The following is a 24,340-nucleotide window of genomic DNA, read 5'->3' on the forward strand; positions in this document are numbered from 1 at the left end:
CAAGCCGGCGTGCTCTGGCAGAACAAGCGAAGATCGCGCTGCACAAGCTCTAACGCACTGCGTTAGCTCCCTGCAGCAGCCTCCTGCGATACGGACAGAACTTGAGCCATGTAAACATGAGTCGCGGAGACTGGAGCTATTCCAAACCCGTGCGCGCCCGCTACAGCACGCCTTCCCGCACACAAAATCCTGCGCTCTTCGCGCATCCGCGTGCCGGAACCGGGAGAAAACTTTGCCAGTGTTGTACCGCCTGTCGTGGGCCCACTGTTTCTGCCCCTCGACACCATGCCGTCAACGGAGTTTGTGACCAACGCAACCTCAACCTGAGGCGGGGCCGTTAACCGTCCGTTTACGTTCATTCTCAAAACCTGTCCGGCCATCGGAAGTTGATCCGCGCCTGGCCGGCCTTCTCAAAATCTTGTTTCTAAAAGTCTTGTTGCTAAAACTTGTTAACCGCTGCAACGGGAAAAATCATCGCATCCGTGCCGCAGTCCCTGTAACCGATCAGCCCTATGGCAGATCGTCTGCTTCTAGTATGCACCAAAACTTGGCACTTTGCTTCTCCGCCCCTCAATTCCGTCTAAACCCTTGGCACCCAACAGTTCCCCATTGCTTTCCCGGTACCCCGCATCTACAGTTCTCCCATCCCCACCGGAGGCACCCTCCATGCCCGCTTCCCCCGAGATCATCCTTCAGGTCACCAACCTCCGCGCCGCCACCAGCTTCTATCAGCGCCACCTCGGCCTCACCATCTTCCTCCGCCGAGCCAACCTCATCGGCCTCGATGCCACCGCCTTCCGCCTCTACCTCGAGGAAGCCCCACCCCTCGGCCCCGTCCTCGAATTCTTCGTCGAAGACCTCGAACAATCCAAGCGCGACTTCCTCGCCGCCGGCTGCGAAATCATCGACGACAACCCCGCCATTCCCCGCTGCTACATCCGCGACCCCTACAACCTCGTCTTCAACCTGGCCGAGCGCAAACCCTAACCACGCCTCCGATTTCAATCCCTACGCTCTACACTCTACCTTCTACACTCTGCCTCAATTCACGAACCGCCGCATCCGTACATTCATCACGATCCCCAGCGCCAAAAACATATAGATAATCGACGACCCGCCATAGCTCATCAGCGGCAGCGGAATCCCCGTCACCGGCATCAGCCCCACGCACATCCCGATATTCACCGCGATCTGAAAGAGCAACACCCCCACAATCCCCATCACGATCAAACTTCCTGGCGGATCGGCCGCCGTCTGCGCATTCTGAATCAGCCGCACCAAAATCAAAAAGTAAAGCAGCAGCACCCCAATCGCCCCAATAAATCCATGCTCCTCGCAGAACGCAGCAAAAATAAAATCGGTATATGGAATCGGCAGAAAGTCTCCCTGCGTCTGCGTCCCTTTACTCTGCCCCTTGCCCCAAAGCCCACCCGACCCCACCGCAATCAGCGACTGCTTAATCTGGTATCCCGAAGCCATCGGATCGCTATCCGGATTCATAAACGCCGTCAGCCGCTGCCTCTGATACGGCTTCAGCAGCTTGCCCGACCACAGCCCCACTCCAACCACCAGCAACAACCCCAAAACCAAAATCCCGGCCTGCTTCCATTTGATCCCGCCCAGAAACAGCCCCACCACCAGCACCGGCAGATACGTCAGAGACGTCCCCAAATCCGGCTCCTTCAACACCAGCATCAGCGGCACGCCAATCAGCAGAAACGCCTTGCCAATATCCTTCCAACTCAAATCGCGCCCATTCTCCACAATGTCCCAGAAGAATCGCGCGGCCACCAATATCAACACCAGCCGCACCCACTCCGAAGGCTGAAAGTGAATCCCGCCGCCAAGATTAATCCATCGCCGAGCACCCAGCACCTTCGTCCCCACCACCTTCACCGCCAGCAGCGACACAATGCTGACCCCATACGCCCAGTATGAAATCTGAAGCAGCCGGTGATAATCCACCAGCGCAAAGACAAACATCCCCACCAGCCCCACGCCCAGAAACACAAGCTGTTTCTGCTGGAACCCATGGAACTTCGTCATCTCGGTAGCCGACCGAATCTCCAGCACACTCACCACCGACAGCACCATCACAATGCCCAGCAGCATCCAGTCGAAATCCCGAAACCGCGATCCAATCATTTCCTCACTCCGCGCTAGGCGCCGCCCCAACATCCCCCGCCGTCTTCGGCGCCTCGGTCTTCGGCACCGCCACCTCTTCCATCTTCAAATTCCCCGACCCCTTCCTCTGCTTCGTCACATACGTATCAATCACCTGCGCCGCCAGCATCGCCGAGTAATTCCCCCAATACCCGTGCTCCCACAACACCGCCACCACAATGTCAGGATTCCTCCGCGGCGTCATCCCCACAAACCACGAATGCGGCAGCGTGCTCTTGTCCGAGCTGTTCTTCTGACGCCCGGCCACGATGTCCGCCGTTCCCGTCTTTCCCGCAAGGTCAATGCCGTCCAGGTGCGCCGCCGCCGCCGTACCGATTGGGCTCAACACGTTCGCCATATCGTCCGTAATGATCTGCCAGTTCTCCGGCGTGATCGAAATATGTGCCACGCCCGAGCCCGGAAACTCCTGATCGATCGTGCTCTGTTCCTCGCTCGAAATCTGACCCGGCATCAGCACATGCGGCCTCACAAACACTCCGCCTGACGCGATCCCACTCAGCGCCCGAGCCAACTGTATCGGAGTCGCCTGGGTCGCCCCCTGTCCAATCCCCACTGAAATCGTCTCGCCCGCATACCACTTGTCATGCTGCGTCTTCAGCTTCCATTCCTGGCTTGGCACGACGCCTGCCTGCTCGTCCGGCAGATCAATCCCCGTCTTCTGTCCCAGCCCCACGCTGTGCGCATAGCTCGAAATCTTGTCGATCCCAAGCTTATTCGCCAGCGTGTAATAAAACGTGTCACACGAGTAAGGCAGCGCATTATGAATGTCCACAGACCCATGGTGCTTGTCGCATCCAAAGAAGTGCCCATAGAACGTAGCGCCGCCGTTGCACGCCACATGCAGATCCTGCGCCTCATTCTCCTGCAGCCCCGCCAGCGTCATCACCACCTTGAACGTCGACCCCGGAGGCAGCTGCGCCTGGATTGCCTTGTTCATCATCGGGTGGTTTTTGTCGTCCATAAGGCTCTTCCAATAAGCCGAAGTCAGCCGCACCGAAAACTGGTTCGGATCGAACGCCGGCCGTGACGCCATCGCCAAAATCTCTCCCGTATGCGGATCCATCGCGACAATCGAGCCGTTCTTCCCCTCCAGCGCTCGTTCCGCCGCGATTTGCAAATCCAGATCAATGGTCAAATGCAGGTCCTTGCCGGGCACCGCCAGCTCCTGCCCCATCTGCCCCACTTCTTTGCCGTGCGAGTTCACAATGATGTCGCGCGAACCATCGATCCCGCGCAGCGTCCCATCATACGTCTCTTCCACACCGAACTTACCCACCACATCGCCCGGCTGATACGCAGCGAATCGTTCATCATTTAGATCCGCTTCGCTCACCTCGCCCACATACCCAATCAAGTGCGCCGCAAACCCATCCTTCGGATAAAGTCGCCGCTCGGTATCCAGCGTCTCGAGCTCCGGCAGATCATCGCGATGCGCCGCAATAAACGCCTGCTCATCCGGCGTAATATCCTGCTTCAGCGGAATCGGCTGATACTTCGGCGCATATTGAAAGTGCCGCAGCGTCGCCTGAATCTGCTCCAGCGGAATATGCAGTCCCTCCGCAATCAACGGCAGATCCGTATCCAGCTGCTTCTGCTGTTCCCGCACCAAAAAGCAAGTCACCGACGGATAGTTATCCACCAAAATCCGTCCATACCGATCAAAGATCTTTCCCCGCGGCGCCAACACCGGAACCTTGCGCACCCGATTCTGTTCTGCCAGCACGCGATACTGGTCCGCCCCCAAAATCTGCAGCCGCCAAAGCCAGCAACCCAGCACCACCAGCACCGCCGCCACCACGTACTGCGACACATGCAGCTTCGTAGCCGACAACTTCTCCCGCCGATCGATGCCGCCCATATCCATCCGCTTCGCCGCTCCCTTTCTAAACCTTACGCTCGAACAACTGACAACTGAGAACTAACAACTGACAACTAGTCTCTTATGCGGAACCGATCCAGCACCGCAAACATCGGAATCGCCACCACACAATTCGCCGCCGCCGAAATCAGCTCCACCACCGGCAGAAACCGATACGACACATCGCCCAGCAGCCAATGCGCAATCACGTACAGCAATCCGCTCTGCGCCATACTCAGCGTAAACACCAGCCCAATGCGATTAATAATGTTGTCGACATCCACTGCAAACCCAATGCTAGCGGCCACATATCCCACAACGCCCTTAGCAATCCCATCCACCCCAAACGGATGATTCGTCAACCCATCCTGAAACAACCCAATCAGCGTGCCCGTCACCGTTCCGGCAATCGGGCTCCGTCGCGACACCGCAAAAAAAATCGTAGCAATCAGCGGCAAATCAATATGGATCAGCCAGGGAAACGTCTTAGGCAGCATAGCCTGCAGCAGAATGCAGACCAGCGGCGCCATCACAGTCACTCCCGGATGGAACCCGTACTGGTCCAGTTCTTCGCGGCTTGTATAACTACGCTCTGCCATCGCCCTCGCCCATCTCTACTGCTCTTGCGGTTTCTGCGGCGCCTGCTGCGACGCCGGAGCACCCGGCGTCAACTCCGTAGCCGGCGGCACCGTCCCCGGCGTAAATTTGTCCGGATGCACCGCAGGCTTCGGCCTCGGCAGCCCCGAATTGATATACCCCACAGCCCCGCCAACCTGGCTCTCCGGATCATCCGACACCGGCTTCCCATCAGCCCCCACAGCAGGCGTCCCCGCAGCTCCCGGTGCAGCATCCCCATCCGTATGCAAACCAGGCAGCTTCTCCGCAATCAAATCCGCAGCCCGCTGATTTGCATCCTGAGTCGCCTCCGCGGTCGCCGCATCCTGCGCAGCCGTCGGCGGCAACGTAGCCGACGTCCCTGTAATCACCAGCACCTCTTCCAGCCGATTCAAATTCGCCGCCGTCTTAATCACAATCGCGGTATACGGCTGATGCAGCGGGTCCGGCGCAATCGACTCAATCGTCCCCACCGGCAGCCCCCGCGGAAACACCAGATCTCCACCCGACGTCACCACCAACTCCCCCACCTTAATCCTTGAATCCGCCGTCAGATTATCAATCTCCACGCGCCCCGTAGCCGTGCCCTTCACAATCCCGCGTATCCGCGTCGACGCCAAAATCACCCCCGCGCCCGACGACGAATCGCTGATCAACAACAGCTGCGACGTATGCGGGAACACATCCCGAATCTTCCCCACCACACCATCCGGAGTAATCACCGCCATCTCCGGCTTCAGCCCATCCTCCGAACCTTTATCCAGATACAGCACATGCGACCGCTCCGACCCGCTAGTCCCAATCACCTGCGCCGCCACCGTGCTCGTCACATAGTGCTGTCTGAAATCCAGCAGCGTCTGCAACCTCCGCCCCTGCGCCGCGTCTTCGGCAAACGAAGCCTCTTCCACCCGCAGCCGCGCCACTTCCTGCTTCAACGCCGCATCCTGCTGCCGCGTATGCAGCAGGTCGACATAATTTCCCCACGCTCCCCGCACCTTCACACTCGACGAATGCACCGCCGTCTCCAGCGGCGTCATCGCCGTCACCGTCCACCGTCTCAGCAACGACACATGCTTTCCATCCGGAGCCGACCCTGCGTCCTCCATCGCACGCGCACTAACCGGCACATCCGCGTCCTTCCCCGGCCGCTGCACCTGCATCGCCAGCGCAATCACCTGCATCAGCACGATCGCAATCAACACCAGCGGATTTCGAAATCGGTAAAAGAATGAGTCCATCGTGACGCAGCAACCGCGCGCAGCGACTTCCCGCACGCTCCTCCATTATTTCATTAGCCGATCATTTCATCTGTGACCACCGCCCGCGCCACAACTCTGCCCCACCGTACCTCCGCAGCTACCACCCCGCCCAATCTGCTCCTGCCCTTGCACTGACCTTGCCTTGCCTTTGCCCTTGCCCTTGCCCTTGCCTTTGCATTTGCCTTTGCCTTTGCATTTGCCTTTGCCCTTGCCCTTGCCTTTGCCTTTGCCTTTCTTTGGACAATTTCTAAAAGAAATTGTCATTCCGAGCGGAGCGAGCGAACCTGCTGTCTCCCGTTCTTGCCCTTCCCCTCCTTTCTGTCATTCCCTCTGGGAATCTGCCTTTGTTTCTGCCCTTGCCTTTCTTTCTGTCATTCCCTCTGGGAATCTGCTGTTCGCTCGCTGCCCCCTCGCTGTGCCTTCTCCACGACCACCACCACCACCCGCCCACCCAACCTGTTTCGCAGAACCTCCGCTGCTACCATCAAACCCGATGCCGCTCCAGCTCTCCACGCCCGTAAAATTCGTCAAGCGCATCGGCGACCGCATCGCCGCCGGCCTAGCCGATCGAGGCATCCTCACCATCGAAGACCTCCTCTACCACCTCCCCTTCCGCTACGAAGACCGTCTCCACCCCAAGCCCCTCAGCCTCTACAACCCCGGCGACATGGCCTCCCTCATCGGCGAAGTCCGCGGCACCACCCTCCTCCGCACCCGCTCCGGCCCCATCTTCGAAATGACCGTAGGCATCACCCCGCCCGACCCCAACAGCGAAGCCGCCATGCAAGGCCTCCTCGCGCCTCCACCCTCGTTCGCCCCGGGCTCCTCCAACTCACCACAAATCGGCCAATCCCCTATCGCCTCACCACAAATCGGCCAATCCCCTATCGCCTCACCACAAATCGGGTACCCCGAGGCTTCAGCCTCGGGTCTCATATCCAGCAATAAAAATGGTGGGGCTTTAGCCCCGGGGCGGAGCCCCATCCTCGAAACCGTAAAGTGCATGTGGTTCCACGGCACCTATCTAAAAGACAAATTCCACGCCGGCCAAAAAATAGCCCTCTACGGCAAGTTAGAAGGAAGCCGCAGCGGTAACGCCCTCGGCGCCATCCCCGGCACCACCCGCTTCAAAATGATCCAGCCCACCTTCGAAATCCTGCCCGACGACAACGCCACCGGAGAAGACGCCGAATTCATCCTCCTCGAAATGGGCCGCATCGTCCCCGTCTACGAATCCCTGGGCGGCAAAACTCCCTGGGGCGCCAAACTAACCTCCCGCTGGACCCGCCGAATCCTCTGGACCATCTTCAAAGACCTGGCCGAATCCGAACCTCTCTCCCAAACCTCGTCATCTGCACCTGCACACGCCACCCAAACCTCGTCATCTAGACCCGCACCCGCTACCCAAACTTCGTCATCTCGACCGGAGGCCGCAGGCCGTAGTGGAGAGACCCCTGCATTTCGTTCGCATCACCCAAACTCTGTCATCCTGAGCGCAGCGCACAGCGCGCAGCCGAAGGACCCGCCAGCCCGCCAGCCTCAGCAGACAAGCCCGCCCCTTTCCACCACGCGAAGCCCCTCACCGTCCGCGCAGGACGAAACCCTCCCCACGTCCCTTCGCAACCGCCTAGCCTTCCCCACCCGCATGGAAGCCCTTCGCGACCTCCACTTTCCCCCCGCCGGCACCTCCATGACCGACCTCATGTCCGCCCGCACCCCCGCGCACCGCCGCCTCATCTTCGAAGAGTTCTTCTACCTCGAACTAGGCCTCGAACTAAAACGCCGCAAGCTTCACAACCGCCAGGGCACAGCCTTCGTCACCAACGATCAAGTCCGCGAAGCCCTAAAACAAATCCTCCCCTTCAAACCCACCGCCGCCCAAAAACGAGTTCTAGGCGAAATCGTCCACGACATGCGCCGCACCCAGCCCATGCGCCGCCTCCTGCAAGGAGACGTAGGCTCCGGCAAGACCATCGTCGCCTTTCAAGCAGCATTAATAGCGATCGAAAACGGCTACCAGGTAGCTCTCATGGCGCCAACAGAAATCCTGGCAACGCAACACTACCTCTCCGCGCGCAAACTGCTCAGCGAAAAAATCTCACCGCGCACAAAGCGCCCCTACCGCATCGGCCTTCTCACCGGCTCGCTCGACGACAAGACAAAGCGCGACACCCGCGCCCACATCTTCCGCGGCGAAATCGATCTAGCCATCGGCACCCACGCCCTCGTAGAAGAAAAAGTAGACTTCGCCAACCTCGGCCTCGTCATCGTCGACGAGCAACACCGCTTCGGCGTCCAACAGCGCTTCCAACTAATGCGCAAACCCAACACTGGCACCGCCACCACGCCCCTCCCAGAATCGGGTGCCCCAGGTCCCGCTCCTGGGACCCGGGTTTCCAGAGAATCCTTCGCAACCACCACTGCAAACACCACCACGCAAAGCCCCTCGCCGTCCGCGCAGGACTCTGTCATCCTGAGCGAAGCGCGCAGCGCGCAGCCGAAGGACCTGCCAGCCAGCCCGCACCAGCAAGCAAGCTCGCCCCTTTCCGCCACCCAAACCCCCGCACACGACACGTACAGCGAACCCGACGTATTAGTAATGACGGCAACCCCCATCCCTCGCACCTTGGCCCTCACGCTCTACGGCGACCTCGAAGCCTCCATCATCGACGAGCTCCCCCCGGGCCGCACCCCCATCCAAACCCGCCGCATGCCCGAAGAGCGCTCCGCCGAAGTCTGGGACTTCATCCGCAAGCAAGTAGCCGCCGGCCGCCAGGCCTACATCGTCTACCCCATCATCGAAGGCGCCACCGACGACCAACCCGAATTAGACTTCGCCAAGTTCGACGACTCCGAACCCTTAGCGCCAACGGCGCGGCCCCATACCAGCGAGGGGCAACGCTCCTCGAAATTGTCCCTCAAGAATCCCTTGAGGGCTGAAGGCCCGACCCAATCCGGATCGCCTAAACCCTCTAAATCCAAACGCGCGACCACCAAACTCCGCTCCGCCACCGACATGCACCACGACCTTCAATCCGGCCCCCTCGCCGGCCTCAAACTCGGCCTACTCCACGGCCGCATGTCCGCAGACGACAAAGAAGTCACCATGGCCCGCTTCAAGCGTGGCGAGCTAGACGTCCTCGTCTCCACCACCGTCATCGAAGTAGGCGTCGACGTCCCCAACGCCACCGTCATGGTCATCGAACACGCCGACCGCTTCGGCCTCGCGCAACTCCACCAACTCCGCGGACGAGTAGGCCGAGGCGCCGCTAAAAGCTTCTGCATCCTCATCACCGCCGCGACGGTAACCCCCGAAGCCGACCAACGCCTCAACGCCATGGTCCAAACCCAGGATGGTTTCGCGTTAGCCGAACTAGACCTCCAACAACGAGGCCCCGGAGAATTCTTCGGCACCAAGCAAGCCGGCCTCCCCGAATTCCGAGTAGCCAATCTAGCCCGCGACCGAGACCTCCTCGAACTAGCCCGCCAGGAAGCCGCCCACTTCGCAGAACAAGAAGACCCCACCATGCCCCGCCCCGAAATCGACGCAGTCTGGTCCCGCCTCAAGCAACAATGGCAACGCCGCTACGGCCTAGTCGAAGCCTAACCCCACCACGCTCAGGTACCCCGAGGGTTCAGCCTCGGGTTTCATACCTCCGCAGAGATCTGGGCTTTAGCCCTAAGGTTTGCCCTTGCTTTTCTTTCTGTCATTCCCTCCGGGAATCTGCTTCTTCTTTTGCCTTTGATCTTGCTTTTCTGGCTGTCATTCCGAACGCAGAGAGGAACCTGCTTCTCGCGCAAAGCGCGCCCGTTTTTCTCCACCCAGGCAGCAAGCGAGAGGGGGGTGGGTCAAATGACCCACCCCCACCCAAACCCACTCCCAAAACCCACAATACGTGTCCCGAAACCAGGCTAAACAAGTCGCTGCGTAACCCGAAACCGGGCTCAGTCATACACCAAATTCACAACTTCCGGGCTTAACTCGCCATCGCGACCTGCACCGGAGCCGCTTCCACACCAACCGATTGCACCTGCTTCTTCGGCCCCCGCTTCCGCGCCACCAGGATCCGAATCCTATCCAGCACTTCCGCCGGCGTGCACGCCCCCTTAGGCAGAAACGCGTCCGCCGCAGCCGCCCGGTCAAAGCTAGTCACCGTTCCCGAAACCAGCAGCGTCGGCAACGTAGGGTGAACCTGTTTCGCCTTTCGAATCAGCTCATTACCGTCCATCTGCGGCAATATCAGATCCGCCATCAAAAGGTCCACCGACCCCTGAGCCGCCCCCTGCAGATATTCCAAAGCCTCGGCCGCCGTACTCATCGCCAGCACCCGATATCCCCTCGTCTCCAGCAAAAACTTCCTCACCGAAAGCACCTGTTCGTTATCTTCCACACACAAAATCGTCTTGCGAGGTCTCATCGTTTCTCTCCATGCCGGTGGTCCCCGGCTTTTTAGTTGACTTAGTTCAAGTTAGGCGGCGCTCTTCAAATCAAATCAATGACTTACGAGGCGCAGTACTTCCGTTGCTGGGAGCCGAGCGGAATCGTTTGCGCCAAAAGGGCGCATCCATCCTCCGCTCGGATTGAGCGTTTCAATTTGCCGCGATACAGCCTTTTCCCCGCAAAAAGGCCACATCGATCGCGCCAAAGCGCTGACCGTGCGTCTGCTGTGGATAGTGTGGATTGCCGTGGAAAAGGCGCAAAAAGCCTCCCCACCGCTTCACAACCATCGTGAAAGCAGTGCCTCTTTACAGCTCAAGTTGGGATTCCCCCAAAGAACTGGTTCGTAGCTCGCAATAGCCCAGCCACCCTCAAGATTCTCTACAGCGCGCGGCCTTACGAAGGTTTCATCGCAGCGCAGAGAACGCCTGTTGGCGCTTTGCTATCACACAGATTGTCGGTAAATCAGGCGAAAAATTGCGTCTCGGAATCACTTGGTTCGTTGACGATTTGCTGAGCATACGGAGCCGCACCCCCCATGGCAACAGTGAATTTTTAGCGAAAATCCAGCTACTTTGGAGTGGCGCTTCCACCGCCGCGACGCATTGCTTGTCCCTGTTGGCGTTTGCGATTCTCCCCTTGTGGAAAACTCCCGTTTTCAGGGCAGGAAAAACCGTCCTTCTGCCACAGAAATGGTGCGTCCCGAAACTTCTACCGAGTGAACCCTCTCCCCCTCCAGCGTCGCCCGCACCCCAATCCGACTCGGCCGCTGCATCTCAATCCCCTGCTCAATCAATACTTCACGCCCAGATGAAACCAGTCCCGTCTTGACCAGCCACGCAATGCAGCAGCCCGCCGCCGATCCCGTTGCTGGATCCTCTCCTGAATAAAACTGCATGCGCGCATGCCAATCTGCCCCACCCGCCTCCTGCGCCAACGGCGCAATGCAATAGAAAAACTGCGCATCATTCCTCGCTGTCCATACCTGCGCCTCCTGTTGCACTAATTGCAATCGCTGCGAAACTTCAACCGACCGGAGCAACACAATGCAAAACGGCACACCCGTCGACACCGTCTGCGGCAGATACTCTACCGAGAGATCATCGGCATTCAATCCGATCGCGCGCGCAACCTCCGCTCGATCATGCGTCGCCCCAAACACAGGATCCTTCTGCGTCATCGTCGCGCGCACACCAACATCGCCTTCATCACATTGATCAAAGCGAACGGTAATCCTCCCCACATTCAATCGCAGCGTAATCATCTCCGCGCCACGCAGCGTCGGATGGTTCAAGTACAACCACGTAGCCGTACCCAACGTCGGATGTCCCGCGAACGGCAGCTCTTCCTGCGTGGTGAAGATGCGAACCCGCACACCTTCGCGCTGCTCCTTCTCCGCGTCACTCGGAAAAATGAACGTCGTCTCAGACAAATTCGTCTCGCGAGCGATCCGCTGCATCTCGTCATCGGACAACCCGCACGCATCATGAAACACAGCCAGTGCATTGCCCTCCAGCGGGCGCTCAGCGAAGACATCGAGGACGGAATATCCAAGCGTACGTGGCATGTTTCCATCCTATGTGACCCAGCTAAGTGCAGACGCCGCAAGCAACCACCTTTTGGAGTCCAGACCTGGGCCGGTCTTGACATCGATAACGCGCCGCCGTACCTTATCAACAACCGCAAGGGAAGCGAAACTGCTTCTACGCTGGCGCTAGGCGCCCGCGGCGGTACTAAGTTTAGAAGCACTCAACTCAATGACACTGACCGTCTCCAACTCGATGCTCTGCTGCTGTGGTTGCTGCTGTTGCTGCGGCCCCACACGGGTGAGCGGATGAGCGAATCGAGACGATAGCAAAGCGTCAAGAAACGAACATCAAGACCCACCCAAGGCTCAGCCGGGTGGGTTTTCTGCTTTTACCGACATTCCCCAAAACTGCTCTTCAAGCAAAGCTCAAACTTTATTCAGAAGGACGGAAAACACGATGTCACTCCGGATCAACGATATTGCTCCCGATTTCACCGCCGACACCACGCAGGGCACCATCCACTTCCATGAATGGATCGGCGACGGCTGGGCCGTTCTCTTCTCCCACCCCAAGGACTTCACCCCGGTCTGCACCACCGAACTCGGCGCCGTGGCTGGCCTCGAACGCCAATTCGCGCAGCGCGGCGCGAAAGTTATCGGCCTCTCCGTCGACCCCGTCGACAGCCACAGCAAGTGGACCCAGGATATCGAAGACGTCGGCGGCCACAAGGTCAACTACCCGCTCATCGGCGACCCCACCCTTACCATCGCGAAGCTCTACGACATGTTGCCCGCCGACGCCGGTGAGACCAGCGAAGGCCGCACTCCCGCCAACAACGCACCCGTTCGCACCGTCTTCGTCATTGGCCCCGACAAGCGCATCAAGCTCCAAATCGCTTACCCCATGACCACCGGCCGTAACTTCGACGAAGTCATCCGCGTGCTCGACTCCATCCAACTGACCGCGAAGCATAAAGTCGCAACGCCAGCCAACTGGAAGCAGGGTGAGGACGTCATCATCACCGGCGCCGTTTCCAACGAAGATGCCGACAAGATCTTCCCCGGCTACAAAACCGTGAAGCCTTACCTGCGTACGACAGCGCAGCCGCAGTAGTTTCTTACAGAACCTTCTGCCGTGTATCGTCAACATGCGCGGCAGAATCATGAGCACCGGTGGCGAAGTGGCTAACGCGCTGGTCTGCAAAACCAGTATTCGCGGGTTCAATTCCCGCCCGGTGCTCCATCATTCTTTCGCCTCGAGTTGTTGACCAAACCAAAGTGCGTGATCGATCGTCACTAAGCTCCAAGCGAGTAGGTCTTGGCGAGCTCCGCACCATCTCAAACATGACTGCCAGCCTTTGCGCTTTTCGCACACGCCGTGCGACTATCGGCCACTCGCCGAGTCTTTCGTTACTCCGTTACAGTCATACAAGGGGGATCCCTCACCCCTGGAGAGCGCTTCATGTGGATTGTCCGGCTTGCGCTTAACCGGCCGTATACCTTCGTCGTCCTCGCGATTCTCATCCTGATCGCAGCGCCGGTGCTCATCCTGCGGACCCCCACCGATATCTTCCCCAACATTAATATCCCCGTCGTCTCCGTTGCGTGGCAGTACACGGGCCTCAGCCCCGAAGAGGTCGAGGGTCGCATCACCGGCCCCTACGAGCGCTCCCTCACCACCCTCGTCGATAACATCCAGCACACCGAATCGACCAGCCTCAACGGCCAGGCCATCGTCAAGATCTACCTGCAGCCCGGCGCCTCCCTCGATACCGCCAATGCTCAGGTCTCTGCCGCCGCCGAGGGCCAGCTCAAGTCGCTCCCTCCCGGCATTCTCCCTCCCCAGATCATCAATTTCTCAGCCTCGAGCGTTCCCATCCTTCAGCTCGGCCTCTCCGGCAAAGGCCTCAACGAACAGCAGCTCAACGACTACGGCCTCAACATCATAAGACCGCAGTTGGTCACCATCCCCGGAGCCGTTGTCCCCGCCGTCTACGGTGGCAAGCAACGCTCCATCATGCTGAACCTCGACCCCAAGAAGATGCAGGCGGTCGGCGTCTCCCCAGGCGAGGTCCTTGCCGTCTTCGGCAATCAGAACATCGTCGAACCCGGTGGCACCGCTAAGATCGGACCCTCCGAATACGATGTCCGTTTCAACAGCACGCCCAGCACGCTCGAGGGCCTGGGAAATATCCCCCTCAAACAAGTCAATGGCGCGACCGTCTATCTCAAGGACGTCGCCACCGTCAGCGACGGCTCCATTCCCCAGACCAACATCGTTCGCCAGGACGGACACCGCGCCGTCCTCATTACCATCCTCAAATCCGGCTCCGCCTCCACACTCAGCGTCGTCGAGGGCATCAAGAATCTTCTCCCCCGCGTAGCCGCCACCGTCCCCAAAGAGCTTAAGATCCAGCCCATCGGCGACCAGTCCATCTTCGTCCGCTCCTCCATCGACGGCGTCATCCGCGAAGGCGTCATCGCCGCCACCCTCACCGGCCTGATGATCCTCCTCTTCCTCGGCTCCTGGCGCTCGACGCTCATCATCGCGGTGTCCATTCCCCTCTCTATCCTTGTCTCCATCATCGTCCTCAGTCTCATCGGTCAGACCATCAACATCATGACCCTCGGAGGCCTCGCACTCGCCGTCGGCATCCTCGTCGACGACGCCACCGTTGAAATCGAAAACACCAACCGCTACCTCGAAGAAGGCCACCAACTCCGCGAAGCCATCCTCGAAGGCGCCGCCCAGATTGCCGTTCCCGCCCTCGTCTCGACCCTCTCCATCTGCATCGTCTTTCTCCCCATGTTCTTCCTCTCCGGCGTCACCGGCTACCTCTTTCAGCCGCTCGCCGAAGCCGTCGTCTTCGCCATGCTGGCTTCGTACTTCTTGTCCAGAACCCTCGTGCCCACCATGGCCATGTATCTGCTCAAGCCCATCGACCACCACGCACCGCTCTCCCAGGGTTTCTTCTCCCGCTTCCAGCGCGCCTTCGAGCGCGGCTTCGAAAGCGTTCGCTCCGCCTACGAATCCCTTCTCACCCAGCTCGTCAAAGCCCGCGTTCTCTTCATCCCCCTCTTCCTGCTTGCCTGCCTGATCTGCATGCTGCTCATCCCCCTGCTCGGCCAGAACTTCTTCCCCAATAACGACAACGGCTCGTTCATCCTGCACGTGCGCGCCAAGACCGGTACCCGCATCGAAGAAACCGCTCGGCTCTGCGATCTCATCGAGCAGTCCATTCGCTCCACCGTGCCGCAGAATCAGATGGACAACATCCTCGACAACATCGGCCTTCCCTACTCCACCCTCAACACCCAGCACGCCACCAGCGGCCTCTTCGGAGCTGCCGACGCCGACATCATGGTCTCCCTCAAGAAGGATCACTCCCCCACCGCCGACTATGTCCGCACCCTGCGCGAGCGCCTGCCCCGCGAGTTCCCCGGTGCTACCTTCTACTTCCTTCCTTCCGACATCGTTACCCAGATCCTCAACTTCGGCCTTCCCGCACCCATCGATATCCAGATCGAAGGGGCCGACGATCCCGGCAACCGCATCGTCGCCGCCAGGATGATGCAGCAGCTCGGCCAGGTCCCCGGGCTCGTCGATCTCCGTCTCGAACAACCCAATGACGGGCCCGTGCTCAACGTCGCCGTCGACCGCACCAAGGCTCTGCAGGGCGGCTACACCCAGAGCGACATTGGCACCTCCGCAGTCAATATTCTTTCTGGCTCGGCGCAGCTCCAGCCGCAGTTCTTCCTCAACGGCAAGAACCACGTCGCGTACAGCATCATCGCGGAGACGCCGCAGTATCAGATCCAATCTCTGCGCGACCTCGAAAATATCCCCCTCGCCTCGCCCACCGCCAAGACACCGGAAATCCTCGCCGACGTAGCCGCCATCTCGCGTTCCACCGAGCCTCCCATCATCAGCCACGTCAACACCCGCCGCACCCTCGACATCTACGCCAATGTTCAGGATCGCGACCTCGGCTCTGTCGCCCGCCAAGTCAAACGCATCGTCGATAGCAATCGCCCGTCTCTCGCCCGCGGCAACTTCGTTCGCATCAGCGGCCAGGTCGACACCATGCAGACCTCCTACATCAGCCTGCTCTTCGGCCTCGTCTTCTCCATCGTTCTCGTCTACCTGCTCATCGTGGTCAACTTCCAATCCTGGCTTGACCCCTTCATCATCATCACCGCTCTACCTGCGGCCATCGCCGGCATCGTCGTCTTTCTCTTCCTCACGCACACCACGCTCTCCGTCCCCGCTCTTATGGGTTCGATCATGTGCATGGGCGTTGCCACCGCAAACTCTATCCTCGTCGTCTCCTTCGCCAAAGATCGTCTGCGCATCAGTGGCGACGCCTTGCTCGCTGCTGTCGAAGCCGGCACCACTCGCTTCCGTCCCGTCTGCATGACGGCCCTAGCCATGATCATCGGCATGGTTCCCATGGCGCTCGGTCTGGGCGACGGTGGCCAGCAGAACGCTCCGCTCGGCCGTGCCGTCATCGGTGGACTTTCGCTCGCTACGGTCGCCACCCTCATCTTTGTACCCGCGGTCTTCGCACTTCTGCATGGCCGCGAGCGACGTTCCGATACCATGCCAGCATCATCCCCACAGGAAACCGTAGCGATCGGGTAGCCCGTCCGCACCAAGCACCCACTGGAGATCAGGACCATGCCCATCCACAACACCGACGTCCAAACCGACATCAATACCGACATGACGACACCCTCTGCTGATTACGCTCCATCGGAGCACCCGATCCCAGCTCACCCCGATCCCGCCCGTGCGCTCCCCTCCCCGCAGCGGCTGCCCAGTGCTGTCATCGTCACCCTCATCGTGATCGCATTGCTCCTGCTTGCCGGCATCGTCTATCGTTTCATCGGCGGTGCAGCCGATGAGCGTCACCTCGCGAAGCAGACCAAGCTCGACGCAATCCCAACCGTGGACGTCATCTCCCCCATCGTCTCGGGCGCAACCTCTGAAATCGCGTTGCCCGGCAACACCCAGGCCTTCGACGACACGCCCATCTACGCGCGCACCAGCGGCTACCTCAAACAGTGGTTCGTCGACATCGGCCAGCACGTCAGCAAGGGTGAGCTCATGGCCACCATCGAAACACCCGAGCTCGACGAGCAGCTGCAGGTAGCCCAGGCCGATCTCAAAAGCGCGCAGGCCGATCTCAACCTCGCTATCACCACCTCCAACCGCTTTACGAATCTCCTCAAGCTCGACTCCGTCTCCCAGCAGGAGACCGACGTTGCCGTCTCAGGCGCGGCCGCCAAACGTGCTGCCGTAGAAGCTGCAGAAGCCAACGTCCGGCGCCTCTCGCAACTCCAGTCTTTCGAGAAGATCTACGCTCCCTACTCCGGCATCGTAACGCAGCGCAATACCGACATTGGCGACCTCATCAATGCAGGCTCCGCCACAACCACCAACACCGCCAAAGAGCTCTTCCATATCGCCTCGGTTAATCAGTTGCGCGTCTTCGTCGCCGTACCCGAGGTCTACGCCCCAGACATTCATAACGGAGATACGGCAACCCTTACTCTCGATGAATATCCTGACCAGGTCTTCACCGGCATCGTCACCCGCAACTCCGGTTCCATCGATCCAAGCTCTCGAACGCTCAACGTTGAGGTCGACGTAAACAACCGCAACGGCAAGCTGCTCCCCGGTGCCTACGTCTTCGTCCACTTCAAGATTCCATTCCAAAGCCGTGAACTCTCCATACCTTCCGACGCCCTCATCTTCCGCGCCCAGGGCCTGCAGGTGGGTGTTGTGCGCGACGGTCATGTGCACTTGCAGACCATCACCATCGGCAAGGACAACGGCAAGACCGTAGAGGTTGCCACCGGACTCTCTCCGACCGACAAGGTCATCCTCTCTCCCTCCGATTCGCTGGCCGAAGGTCAGCCGGTGAACATCGCCACGCAACCGGCGGTGATGCAATGAAGCCTCGATCGCCGCTTCAATACGCGTCGCTCAGCGCAGCCTCCCTGGCCACCCTCGCGCTCGCAGGATGCATGGTCGGTCCTAAATACAAGACACCCTCTGTTCCAACCGCGCCCTCCTTCAAAGAGATCAGCCCCAGCGCCGACTCCAGCGCCTTCAAAGACAACGCAGACTGGCAAACCGCCAAGCCGCAGGACACCATCCCCCGCGGCAACTGGTGGACTATCTTCCACGACGACGGGCTCAACGCACTAGAACCGCAGGTCGCCGACGCCAATCAAACCCTGAAGATCGCAGATGCCAATCTTCGTGGCGCACGCGCCAACCTTCGCGTGCAGAATGCGACCAAATATCCGACGGTTGGCCTCAATCCTTTCCTGGGCGGCGTACGCGACTCCGCCAACCAACCCTACTTCAATGTGGCATCCTCCAACAGCGGAGAAGGTGACCTCGAACTGCCCTTGCAACTGAGCTATGAAGTCGACCTTTGGGGAGCAGTCCGGCGCAACATCACCGCGGCCCGCGAGCAGTCACAAGCCACCGCAGCCGACCTCCAAACCGCCCTCCTGTCTCTCCAGGCAGAAGTAGCAATGGATTATTTCGAGCTCCGTGCAGCCGACGCGCAGCAAAAACTTCTCAACGACACCGTCTCGCAATACGCAGAAGCCGTTCGCATCACCAACGACCGCTACCTCGGCGGCGTCGCCGTAAAGTCCGACCTCACCCAGGCAAAAACCCAGCTTCAGGATGCCGAGGTGCAGGCCTCCGATGTTGCCATCGCACGCTCCCAATTCGAGCACGCCATCGCCATCCTCATCGGCAAGCCTCCCGCGTCCTTCAGCCTGCCGCCGTCCCCGCTCCCACTCTCAGATGCGCCGCCGGTCATTCCTCCCGGCCTCCCCTCGCAGCTCCTCGAGCGCCGTCCCGACATTGCTGCCGCTGAGCGCCGCACCGCCGCTGCCAACGAGCAGATCGGCATCGCACGCGCCGCCTACTTCCCTTCGCTCAACATTGGCGCGACCGCCGGGCAGGAGAGCACCAGCTTTACCTCGCTGTTTGAATCCTCCAGCTTCATCTACGCGCTCGGTCCCACCATTGGCCAAACGTTCTTCGACGGCGGCCGCCGCCGCGGCATCTCCGAAGAAGCCCTCGCCAACTACGACAGCACCACCGCCAGCTATCGCCAGACCGTCCTCACCGCCTATCAGCAGGTCGAGGACAACCTCGTCGCGCTCCGCGTTCTCTCCCACGAGCAGGATCAACAGCGTGAAGCCACCGCCTCCGCCGTCGAATCAGAACGCATCTTCAACAACCGCTACGTCGGAGGCGTCGATACCTATCTGCAAGTCATCACGGCCCAGACCTCGGCGCTCATAAACCAACGCAACGACATCGACATCCTGCGCCGCCGCATGGACGCCAGCGTTCTCCTGATAAAAGTCCTCGGCGGCGGCTGGAACCGCACCCAACTCCCCACCCATTAAACACGCACCTTACATCACGCAGAAAGGCCGCTCACCCGAGCGGCCTTTGTCTTCTCTACACTCTATCCTCTACACCCTATCCCCTGTACTTAATCGATCGAGATCTTCCGCAGCAGCCGGAAATCCGACAACATCTTTCCGGTTCCCAGCACGACGCTAGCCAGCGGATCATCCGCAATCGTCACGGGAAGTCCCGTCTCCTCGCGAATGCGCTTATCCAGATTCTTGATCAGCGCGCCGCCGCCGGTCAGCACAATCCCGCGATCCGAAATATCCGCCGACAGCTCAGGCGGTGTGCGTTCCAGCGCCACGCGAATTGCATTCAGGATCGTCGCAATGCATTCAGCCAGCGCCTCGCGAATCTCCGTGTCGTCGATCGTAATGGTCTTCGGCACGCCCTCAATCAGGTTGCGCCCCTTGATCTCCATCGACAGCGGCCGATCCAACGGATACGCCGAACCGATATCGATCTTGATCTGCTCTGCCGTGCGCTCGCCGATCAGCAAGTTGTACTTCCGCTTCAGATACGTCATCACGGCTTCGTCCATCTGGTTGCCGGCCATGCGCACCGACCGCGAGTACACAATGCCCGCCAGCGAAATCACCGCAATGTCTGTCGTCCCGCCACCGATATCGACAACCATGTTGCCGCCCGGCTCAGTGATCGGCAAGCCCGCACCAATCGCCGCCACCATCGCCTGCTCCACCAGGTGCACTTCGCTCGCCTTCGCGCGATACGCAGAGTCCATAACCGCGCGCTTCTCCACCTGCGTAATCTCGCTCGGCACGCCAATCACGATGCGCGGATGAACCATCATCTTCCGGTTGTGCGCCTTCTGGATGAAGTAGTTCAACATCTTCTCGGTCTGCTTGAAGTCGGCAATCACGCCATCCTTCATTGGCTTGATGGCAATGATGTTGCCCGGCGTTCGGCCAAGCATCTCCTTGGCCTCCTTGCCCACAGCCTCAACTTCGCCCGTCACGCGATTGACAGCAATAATCGAGGGCTCATTCACAATGATGCCCTTGCCATGAGCAAAGACAAGAGTATTAGCCGTCCCCAAATCGATCGCGAGATCGCTCGAGAACAGCGAAAAAATGGATCGCATGTTGCTCACACGCGAGGTCCGCATCTGAAAGTTTTTCGAGGACATGAGACCGATCGGTTTCCTAAGATAAAAAGATAGAAAAAGTTATGTGAAACAAACAGAAAAGTTGGGGTTTAGCTGACCCGGCACAACCATTGTACGGCCTGAGGAGCAGTCTACTGCCTCAGGGCACAGGCGACTATACTCAAGAGGTTTGCAAGTTTGGCTCACAGTACCACCTTCAGGAGAGATTCAGGCATGATCATCGGCGTCCCCAGGGAAGTAAAAGACCACGAAAGCCGCGTCGGCGTCACCCCAGCCGGTGCCAAAGCCCTTGTCGACGCCGGCCATAAAGTGCTCATCGAACGCAACGCTGGCGCCCTGTCCTCCTTCCCGGACGAAGAATATCTCGCCGTCGGCGCCGAAATCGTGCCCGACGCTGCCAGCGTCTGGAACCCAGCCAACATGGTCGTCAAGGTCAAGGAACCGGTGGAAAAGGAGTACCCCTATTTCCGCCCCGGCCTGGTGCTTTTCACGTACCTCCACCTCGCCCCGCTCCGCGCCCTCACCGACGCCCTCATCGCTCAAAAAGTCACCGGAATCGCCTACGAAACCGTTCGCGACCAAGCCGGATCCCTGCCCCTCCTCACCCCCATGTCCGAAGTCGCCGGGCGCCTTTCCGTGCAAGTCGGTGCCGCCTACCTCGAGAAGGAGCATGGCGGCCGTGGCGTTCTCCTCGGCGGCGTCCCGGGCGTTCCTCCCGGCAACGTCTGCATCATCGGCGGCGGCATCGTCGGCATCAACGCCGCCAAGGTCGCGCTCGGCATGGGCGCGCGCGTCACCCTCGTTGACCTCAACCTGAATCGCCTCCGCGAACTCGACGACATCTTCTCCGGCCGCCTCTATACCCTCTACTCAAACGCCTACAACGTCGAGCGCGCTGTCTGCGAAGCCGACCTCGTCATTGGTGGCGTCCTCATCCCAGGAGCCGCCGCCCCCAAGATCGTCACCAAATCCATGGTCTCCAAGATGCGCAAGGGCGCCGTCATCGTCGACGTCGCCATCGACCAGGGCGGCTGCATCGAAACCGCCCGCCCCACCACCCACTCCGACCCCAGCTATGTCGTCGACGGCGTGGTCCACTACTGCGTCACCAACATGCCCGCCGCAGTCCCCAATACCAGCACCCTCGCGCTCACCAATGCCACCTTCCCCTACGTGATGAAGCTTGCCAAGCTAGGCGCCAACGCCGCCATCCAGTCCGATCCTGGCATTGCCGAGGGCGTGAACACCTACAACGGCTCCCTGACCTACAAGGCCGTAGCCACGGCGCAGAGCCGCGACTTCACCCCCGTCGCCCAATTGTTGCCCTGATACCCAACTCCCATACAGAGTTCCCCATTCACGGCAGGCTCGTGTCAGGGCCGGGGTAGAGAATTCCCAAACCCGCAGAAAGTCCAACTCTCGCCGTCCGCGCAGGACCAGCGCAGGACCAAAGCGAGTAAACTTGCTCGCATGGGAGCTGGTACATTTCGCCGCAGAGCCTTCGTCATCGCGCTCGGCGTGTGCCTCTTGGTGCTCTTTCTTTCTCTCGCAGCGCTCAACGCTTTCAACCCAAAGTTCCTCAATCCAAACTCCCCCCTCCAGACCCTGGTGTTCGTCAGCCTATCCGTCATTGGATTCCTCCTCTTCGTCGGCGTCCTGGTCCTGCTCGTTCGCAACGTCCTCAAGCTCTACGCCGACCAGCGCAGCCGCGTCCTCGGCACGCAACTGCGCACCCGCATGTTGTGGGGAGCAGTCCTGGTCTCCCTCGTTCCCCTCGTTTTCATGTTTGCTTTTAGCTATTTGCTCATGAATCGCGCAGTCGATCGCTGGTTCTCCCAGCCCGTTACGCAGATGCGCGATGACGCCAACACCATGGCTCTCGAGCTCTACCAGTATGCCGATGCCAACGACCGATCCGAAGCCGACAGCATCGCCGTCGACCTTTCCAACCTGCCCCTCTCAGACACGCAGCCACTCCCCCCCGACTCCATCGCCGCAATTACTCGCATCTTCCAGCGCCACGAGGTTACCCTCCAGGGCGGCTTCGTCATCCTCTATCGCGACCGTCAAGCCATTGCCTCGCTCCATGTCCCGAGATCCCCCACCGGTAAATCAGAGCTGCGCTCCATCCAGCCCTCCGAGCCTTCCACCGACGAGAACTCCGACCCACGACCCGCCACGCTCGCAACACCGCTCGAAGGCCCCACCGAACAGGCAATTCTCCAAGCCGCTCAGCGTACCGACGAGCCCTTCTATTCCCTCTCCGGAATTGACTACACCCTCGCCGCCGCCGGCCTTCCCAACGGCGATCTGGTCGTCTCAGGCATTCCGATCCCTGCGGGAATCTCCGCTACATCGCTTCGTCTCCGTAAGTCTGCTGACAAATACTGGATGCTCTACCGCGAACGTCGAGAAGTTCGCAGCCTGTACACCGGCTTCCTGCTCCTGACCACCGCGTTGGCACTCTTCGCCTGCTGCTGGCTCGCCCTCAATCTCAGCAAGCAGGTAACGCGCCCGGTAGAGTCCCTCGCCGACGCGATGGAGGCCATCGCCGCCGGCGACTACGCCCACCGCGTCGGTCAATCCTCCACCGAAGAGCTCGGCGAACTCGTCGACAGATTCAACGTAATGGCCGCCGATCTCGAGAGCGCCCACGCCATCGCAGAGCGATCCACCGCTCAACTCTCAGACCTGAACCACGCGCTCCAGGCCCGCCGCACCGAGCTCGAAACCATCATCGAGACCATACCCTCCGGCGTCGTCACCCTCTCCGCCGATCGCCGCATCCTGCTCGCCAACCGCGCCTTCTCCGAAATGCTCGACCCCGGCGGCCAGCGCCAGTTCATCGGCCTGTCTCTCTCCTCCGTGCTTCCCGGAGACATCATCGATGCGCTGGATCATCTCCTCCGCCGAGCGCACCGCATGGGATCCGCTTCCGCCGAAATGCAGATGCAATCCAACGCGGGCATTCTTCACCTCGCCGCCACGGTCGCCCTCCTCGAAGGCCGTCTTGCCAACGGCCCCGGTTCCCTTGGCTTCGAGGACATCAGCCGTGAACATCGCGGCTATGTCCTTGTCCTCGAAGACGCAACCGAGTTGCTGCGCGCCCAGAAACAAAGTGCCTGGAAAGAGGTAGCCCGCCGCGTAGCCCACGAGATCAAGAACCCTCTCACCCCGATCTCTCTCAACGCCGAGCTCATCCAGCGACACATCGGCCGCCTCAGTTCCCTACTCAACGAGCGCAGCCTCGAATCTCCCTCCCCCGCCATCATCCAGCGCTCCGTGGAAGTCATCTCATCGTCCGTTGAGACGATGAGATCGTTGGTAGATCAGTTCTCCTCGCTTGCCGAATTCCCCAGCGCTCGCCCCCACCCCTCCGACCTCAACACCATCGTCGAAAACTCGCTCGCCCTCTTCGCCGGCCGCCTTGGCAACATTCGCGTACGCAAAAATCTGGCCCCGAACCTGCCGCTGGTCCTCGCCGATCCCGAAGCCCTCAAGCGCGCTCTCTCCAACCTCATCGATAACGCCGCCGAGGCTATGCAGCAAAGCCTCCTCTGTGAGCTTCACCTCTCCACACGCGCACTCCCCTCCGGCATGGTCGAGCTCATCATCGCCGACACCGGCCCCGGCCTTACCGACGAGATGCGTGAGAGCCTCTTCCTCCCCTACTTCTCCACCAAGCAGCGCGGCACCGGCCTCGGCCTCTCCATCGCCGCAAAAATCCTCCAGGAACACCACGGCTCCATTCGCGCCGAAAGAAATATCCCCACCGGCGCCCGCTTCATCCTCGAACTCCGTCCAGCCACCGACTCCACCGACGCCCCTGGTCCGACTACCGAAAACGCCCTCCATACCGAAGAAGAGCTCGCCTAACCACCA

The 24,340-nt window shown here is 60.1% G+C and carries 15 protein-coding genes and 1 tRNA gene; 9 read left to right on the forward strand and 7 right to left on the reverse strand.

Annotated features, from left to right (window positions below):
* Positions 1-666 precede the first annotated feature (666 nt).
* Positions 667-987 (forward strand): VOC family protein, encoded by a 321-nt coding sequence (locus GSQ80_RS03195; protein ID WP_158786049.1) that lies wholly within the window; start codon positions 667-669, stop codon positions 985-987.
* 54 nt (positions 988-1,041) lie between these two features.
* On the opposite strand, the gene rodA is transcribed toward GSQ80_RS03195, so the two are convergent.
* From rodA to mreC, 4 genes are all read right to left on the reverse strand, one after another.
* Positions 1,042-2,145 carry a rod shape-determining protein RodA gene (rodA, locus tag GSQ80_RS03200; RefSeq protein ID WP_158786050.1) on the reverse strand — a complete coding sequence of 368 codons (1,104 nt, stop codon included), beginning with the start codon at positions 2,143-2,145 and terminating at the stop codon, positions 1,042-1,044.
* A gap of 4 nt (positions 2,146-2,149) precedes the next feature.
* A complete protein-coding gene (gene mrdA / locus GSQ80_RS03205) occupies positions 2,150-4,048 on the reverse strand; it encodes a penicillin-binding protein 2 (protein ID WP_158786051.1) in 1,899 nt (632 codons plus the stop codon).
* 68 nt (positions 4,049-4,116) lie between these two features.
* Complete coding sequence (gene mreD, locus GSQ80_RS03210; RefSeq protein WP_158786052.1) at positions 4,117-4,641, reverse strand: rod shape-determining protein MreD; 525 nt, start codon at positions 4,639-4,641, stop codon at positions 4,117-4,119.
* 15 nt (positions 4,642-4,656) lie between these two features.
* Positions 4,657-5,931 (reverse strand): rod shape-determining protein MreC, encoded by a 1,275-nt coding sequence (mreC, locus tag GSQ80_RS03215; protein ID WP_254059404.1) that lies wholly within the window; start codon positions 5,929-5,931, stop codon positions 4,657-4,659.
* A 478-nt stretch (positions 5,932-6,409) separates the two neighbouring features.
* Between mreC and GSQ80_RS23220 the strand changes: the two genes are divergently transcribed.
* Entirely contained in the window at positions 6,410-9,523 is a 3,114-nt protein-coding gene (locus tag GSQ80_RS23220; protein ID WP_254059405.1) for an ATP-dependent DNA helicase RecG, read from the forward strand.
* A gap of 370 nt (positions 9,524-9,893) precedes the next feature.
* Here the strand turns inward: GSQ80_RS23220 and GSQ80_RS03235 are convergent, their stop codons facing one another.
* Together GSQ80_RS03235 and GSQ80_RS03240 are read right to left on the reverse strand one after the other, a co-directional pair.
* The gene (locus tag GSQ80_RS03235; RefSeq protein WP_158786053.1) at positions 9,894-10,334 is read right to left on the reverse strand and encodes a response regulator; all 441 of its coding nucleotides are present in this window, start codon (positions 10,332-10,334) and stop codon (positions 9,894-9,896) included.
* Positions 10,335-11,012: 678 nt separating this feature from the next.
* On the reverse strand, positions 11,013-11,921 hold the full coding sequence (locus tag GSQ80_RS03240; protein ID WP_158786054.1) for a PhzF family phenazine biosynthesis protein: 909 nt from the start codon (positions 11,919-11,921) through the stop codon (positions 11,013-11,015).
* Between the two features lie 418 nt (positions 11,922-12,339).
* Here GSQ80_RS03240 and GSQ80_RS03245 point away from each other — a divergent pair, with 418 nt between their 5' ends.
* The 5 genes from GSQ80_RS03245 to GSQ80_RS03265 all read left to right on the forward strand — a co-directional run bounded on the left by GSQ80_RS03245 (position 12,340) and on the right by GSQ80_RS03265 (position 19,325).
* On the forward strand, positions 12,340-12,996 hold the full coding sequence (locus GSQ80_RS03245; protein ID WP_158786055.1) for a peroxiredoxin: 657 nt from the start codon (positions 12,340-12,342) through the stop codon (positions 12,994-12,996).
* Between the two features lie 53 nt (positions 12,997-13,049).
* Positions 13,050-13,125: transfer RNA gene (locus GSQ80_RS03250), tRNA-Cys, on the forward strand.
* Between the two features lie 219 nt (positions 13,126-13,344).
* Positions 13,345-16,524 carry an efflux RND transporter permease subunit gene (locus GSQ80_RS03255; RefSeq protein WP_158786056.1) on the forward strand — a complete coding sequence of 1,060 codons (3,180 nt, stop codon included), beginning with the start codon at positions 13,345-13,347 and terminating at the stop codon, positions 16,522-16,524.
* Positions 16,525-16,560: 36 nt separating this feature from the next.
* On the forward strand, positions 16,561-17,841 hold the full coding sequence (locus GSQ80_RS03260; RefSeq protein WP_254059406.1) for an efflux RND transporter periplasmic adaptor subunit: 1,281 nt from the start codon (positions 16,561-16,563) through the stop codon (positions 17,839-17,841).
* Complete coding sequence (locus GSQ80_RS03265; RefSeq protein ID WP_158786057.1) at positions 17,838-19,325, forward strand: efflux transporter outer membrane subunit; 1,488 nt, start codon at positions 17,838-17,840, stop codon at positions 19,323-19,325. Before GSQ80_RS03260 ends, GSQ80_RS03265 begins: the two co-directional genes overlap by 4 nt.
* Before the next feature lie 89 nt (positions 19,326-19,414).
* Here the strand turns inward: GSQ80_RS03265 and GSQ80_RS03270 are convergent, their stop codons facing one another.
* Positions 19,415-20,479, reverse strand: a complete 1,065-nt coding sequence (locus tag GSQ80_RS03270) for a rod shape-determining protein (RefSeq protein ID WP_158786058.1) — start codon at positions 20,477-20,479, stop codon at positions 19,415-19,417.
* A gap of 192 nt (positions 20,480-20,671) precedes the next feature.
* Between GSQ80_RS03270 and ald the strand changes: the two genes are divergently transcribed.
* Complete coding sequence (ald, locus tag GSQ80_RS03275; protein ID WP_158786059.1) at positions 20,672-21,787, forward strand: alanine dehydrogenase; 1,116 nt, start codon at positions 20,672-20,674, stop codon at positions 21,785-21,787.
* Between the two features lie 141 nt (positions 21,788-21,928).
* The gene (locus tag GSQ80_RS03280; RefSeq protein WP_158786060.1) at positions 21,929-24,334 is read left to right on the forward strand and encodes a PAS domain-containing sensor histidine kinase; all 2,406 of its coding nucleotides are present in this window, start codon (positions 21,929-21,931) and stop codon (positions 24,332-24,334) included.
* Positions 24,335-24,340: the final 6 nt, after the last annotated feature.

Origin of the sequence: Granulicella sp. L46, assembly GCF_009765785.1 — a bacterium.
Taxonomy (GTDB): domain Bacteria; phylum Acidobacteriota; class Terriglobia; order Terriglobales; family Acidobacteriaceae; genus Granulicella.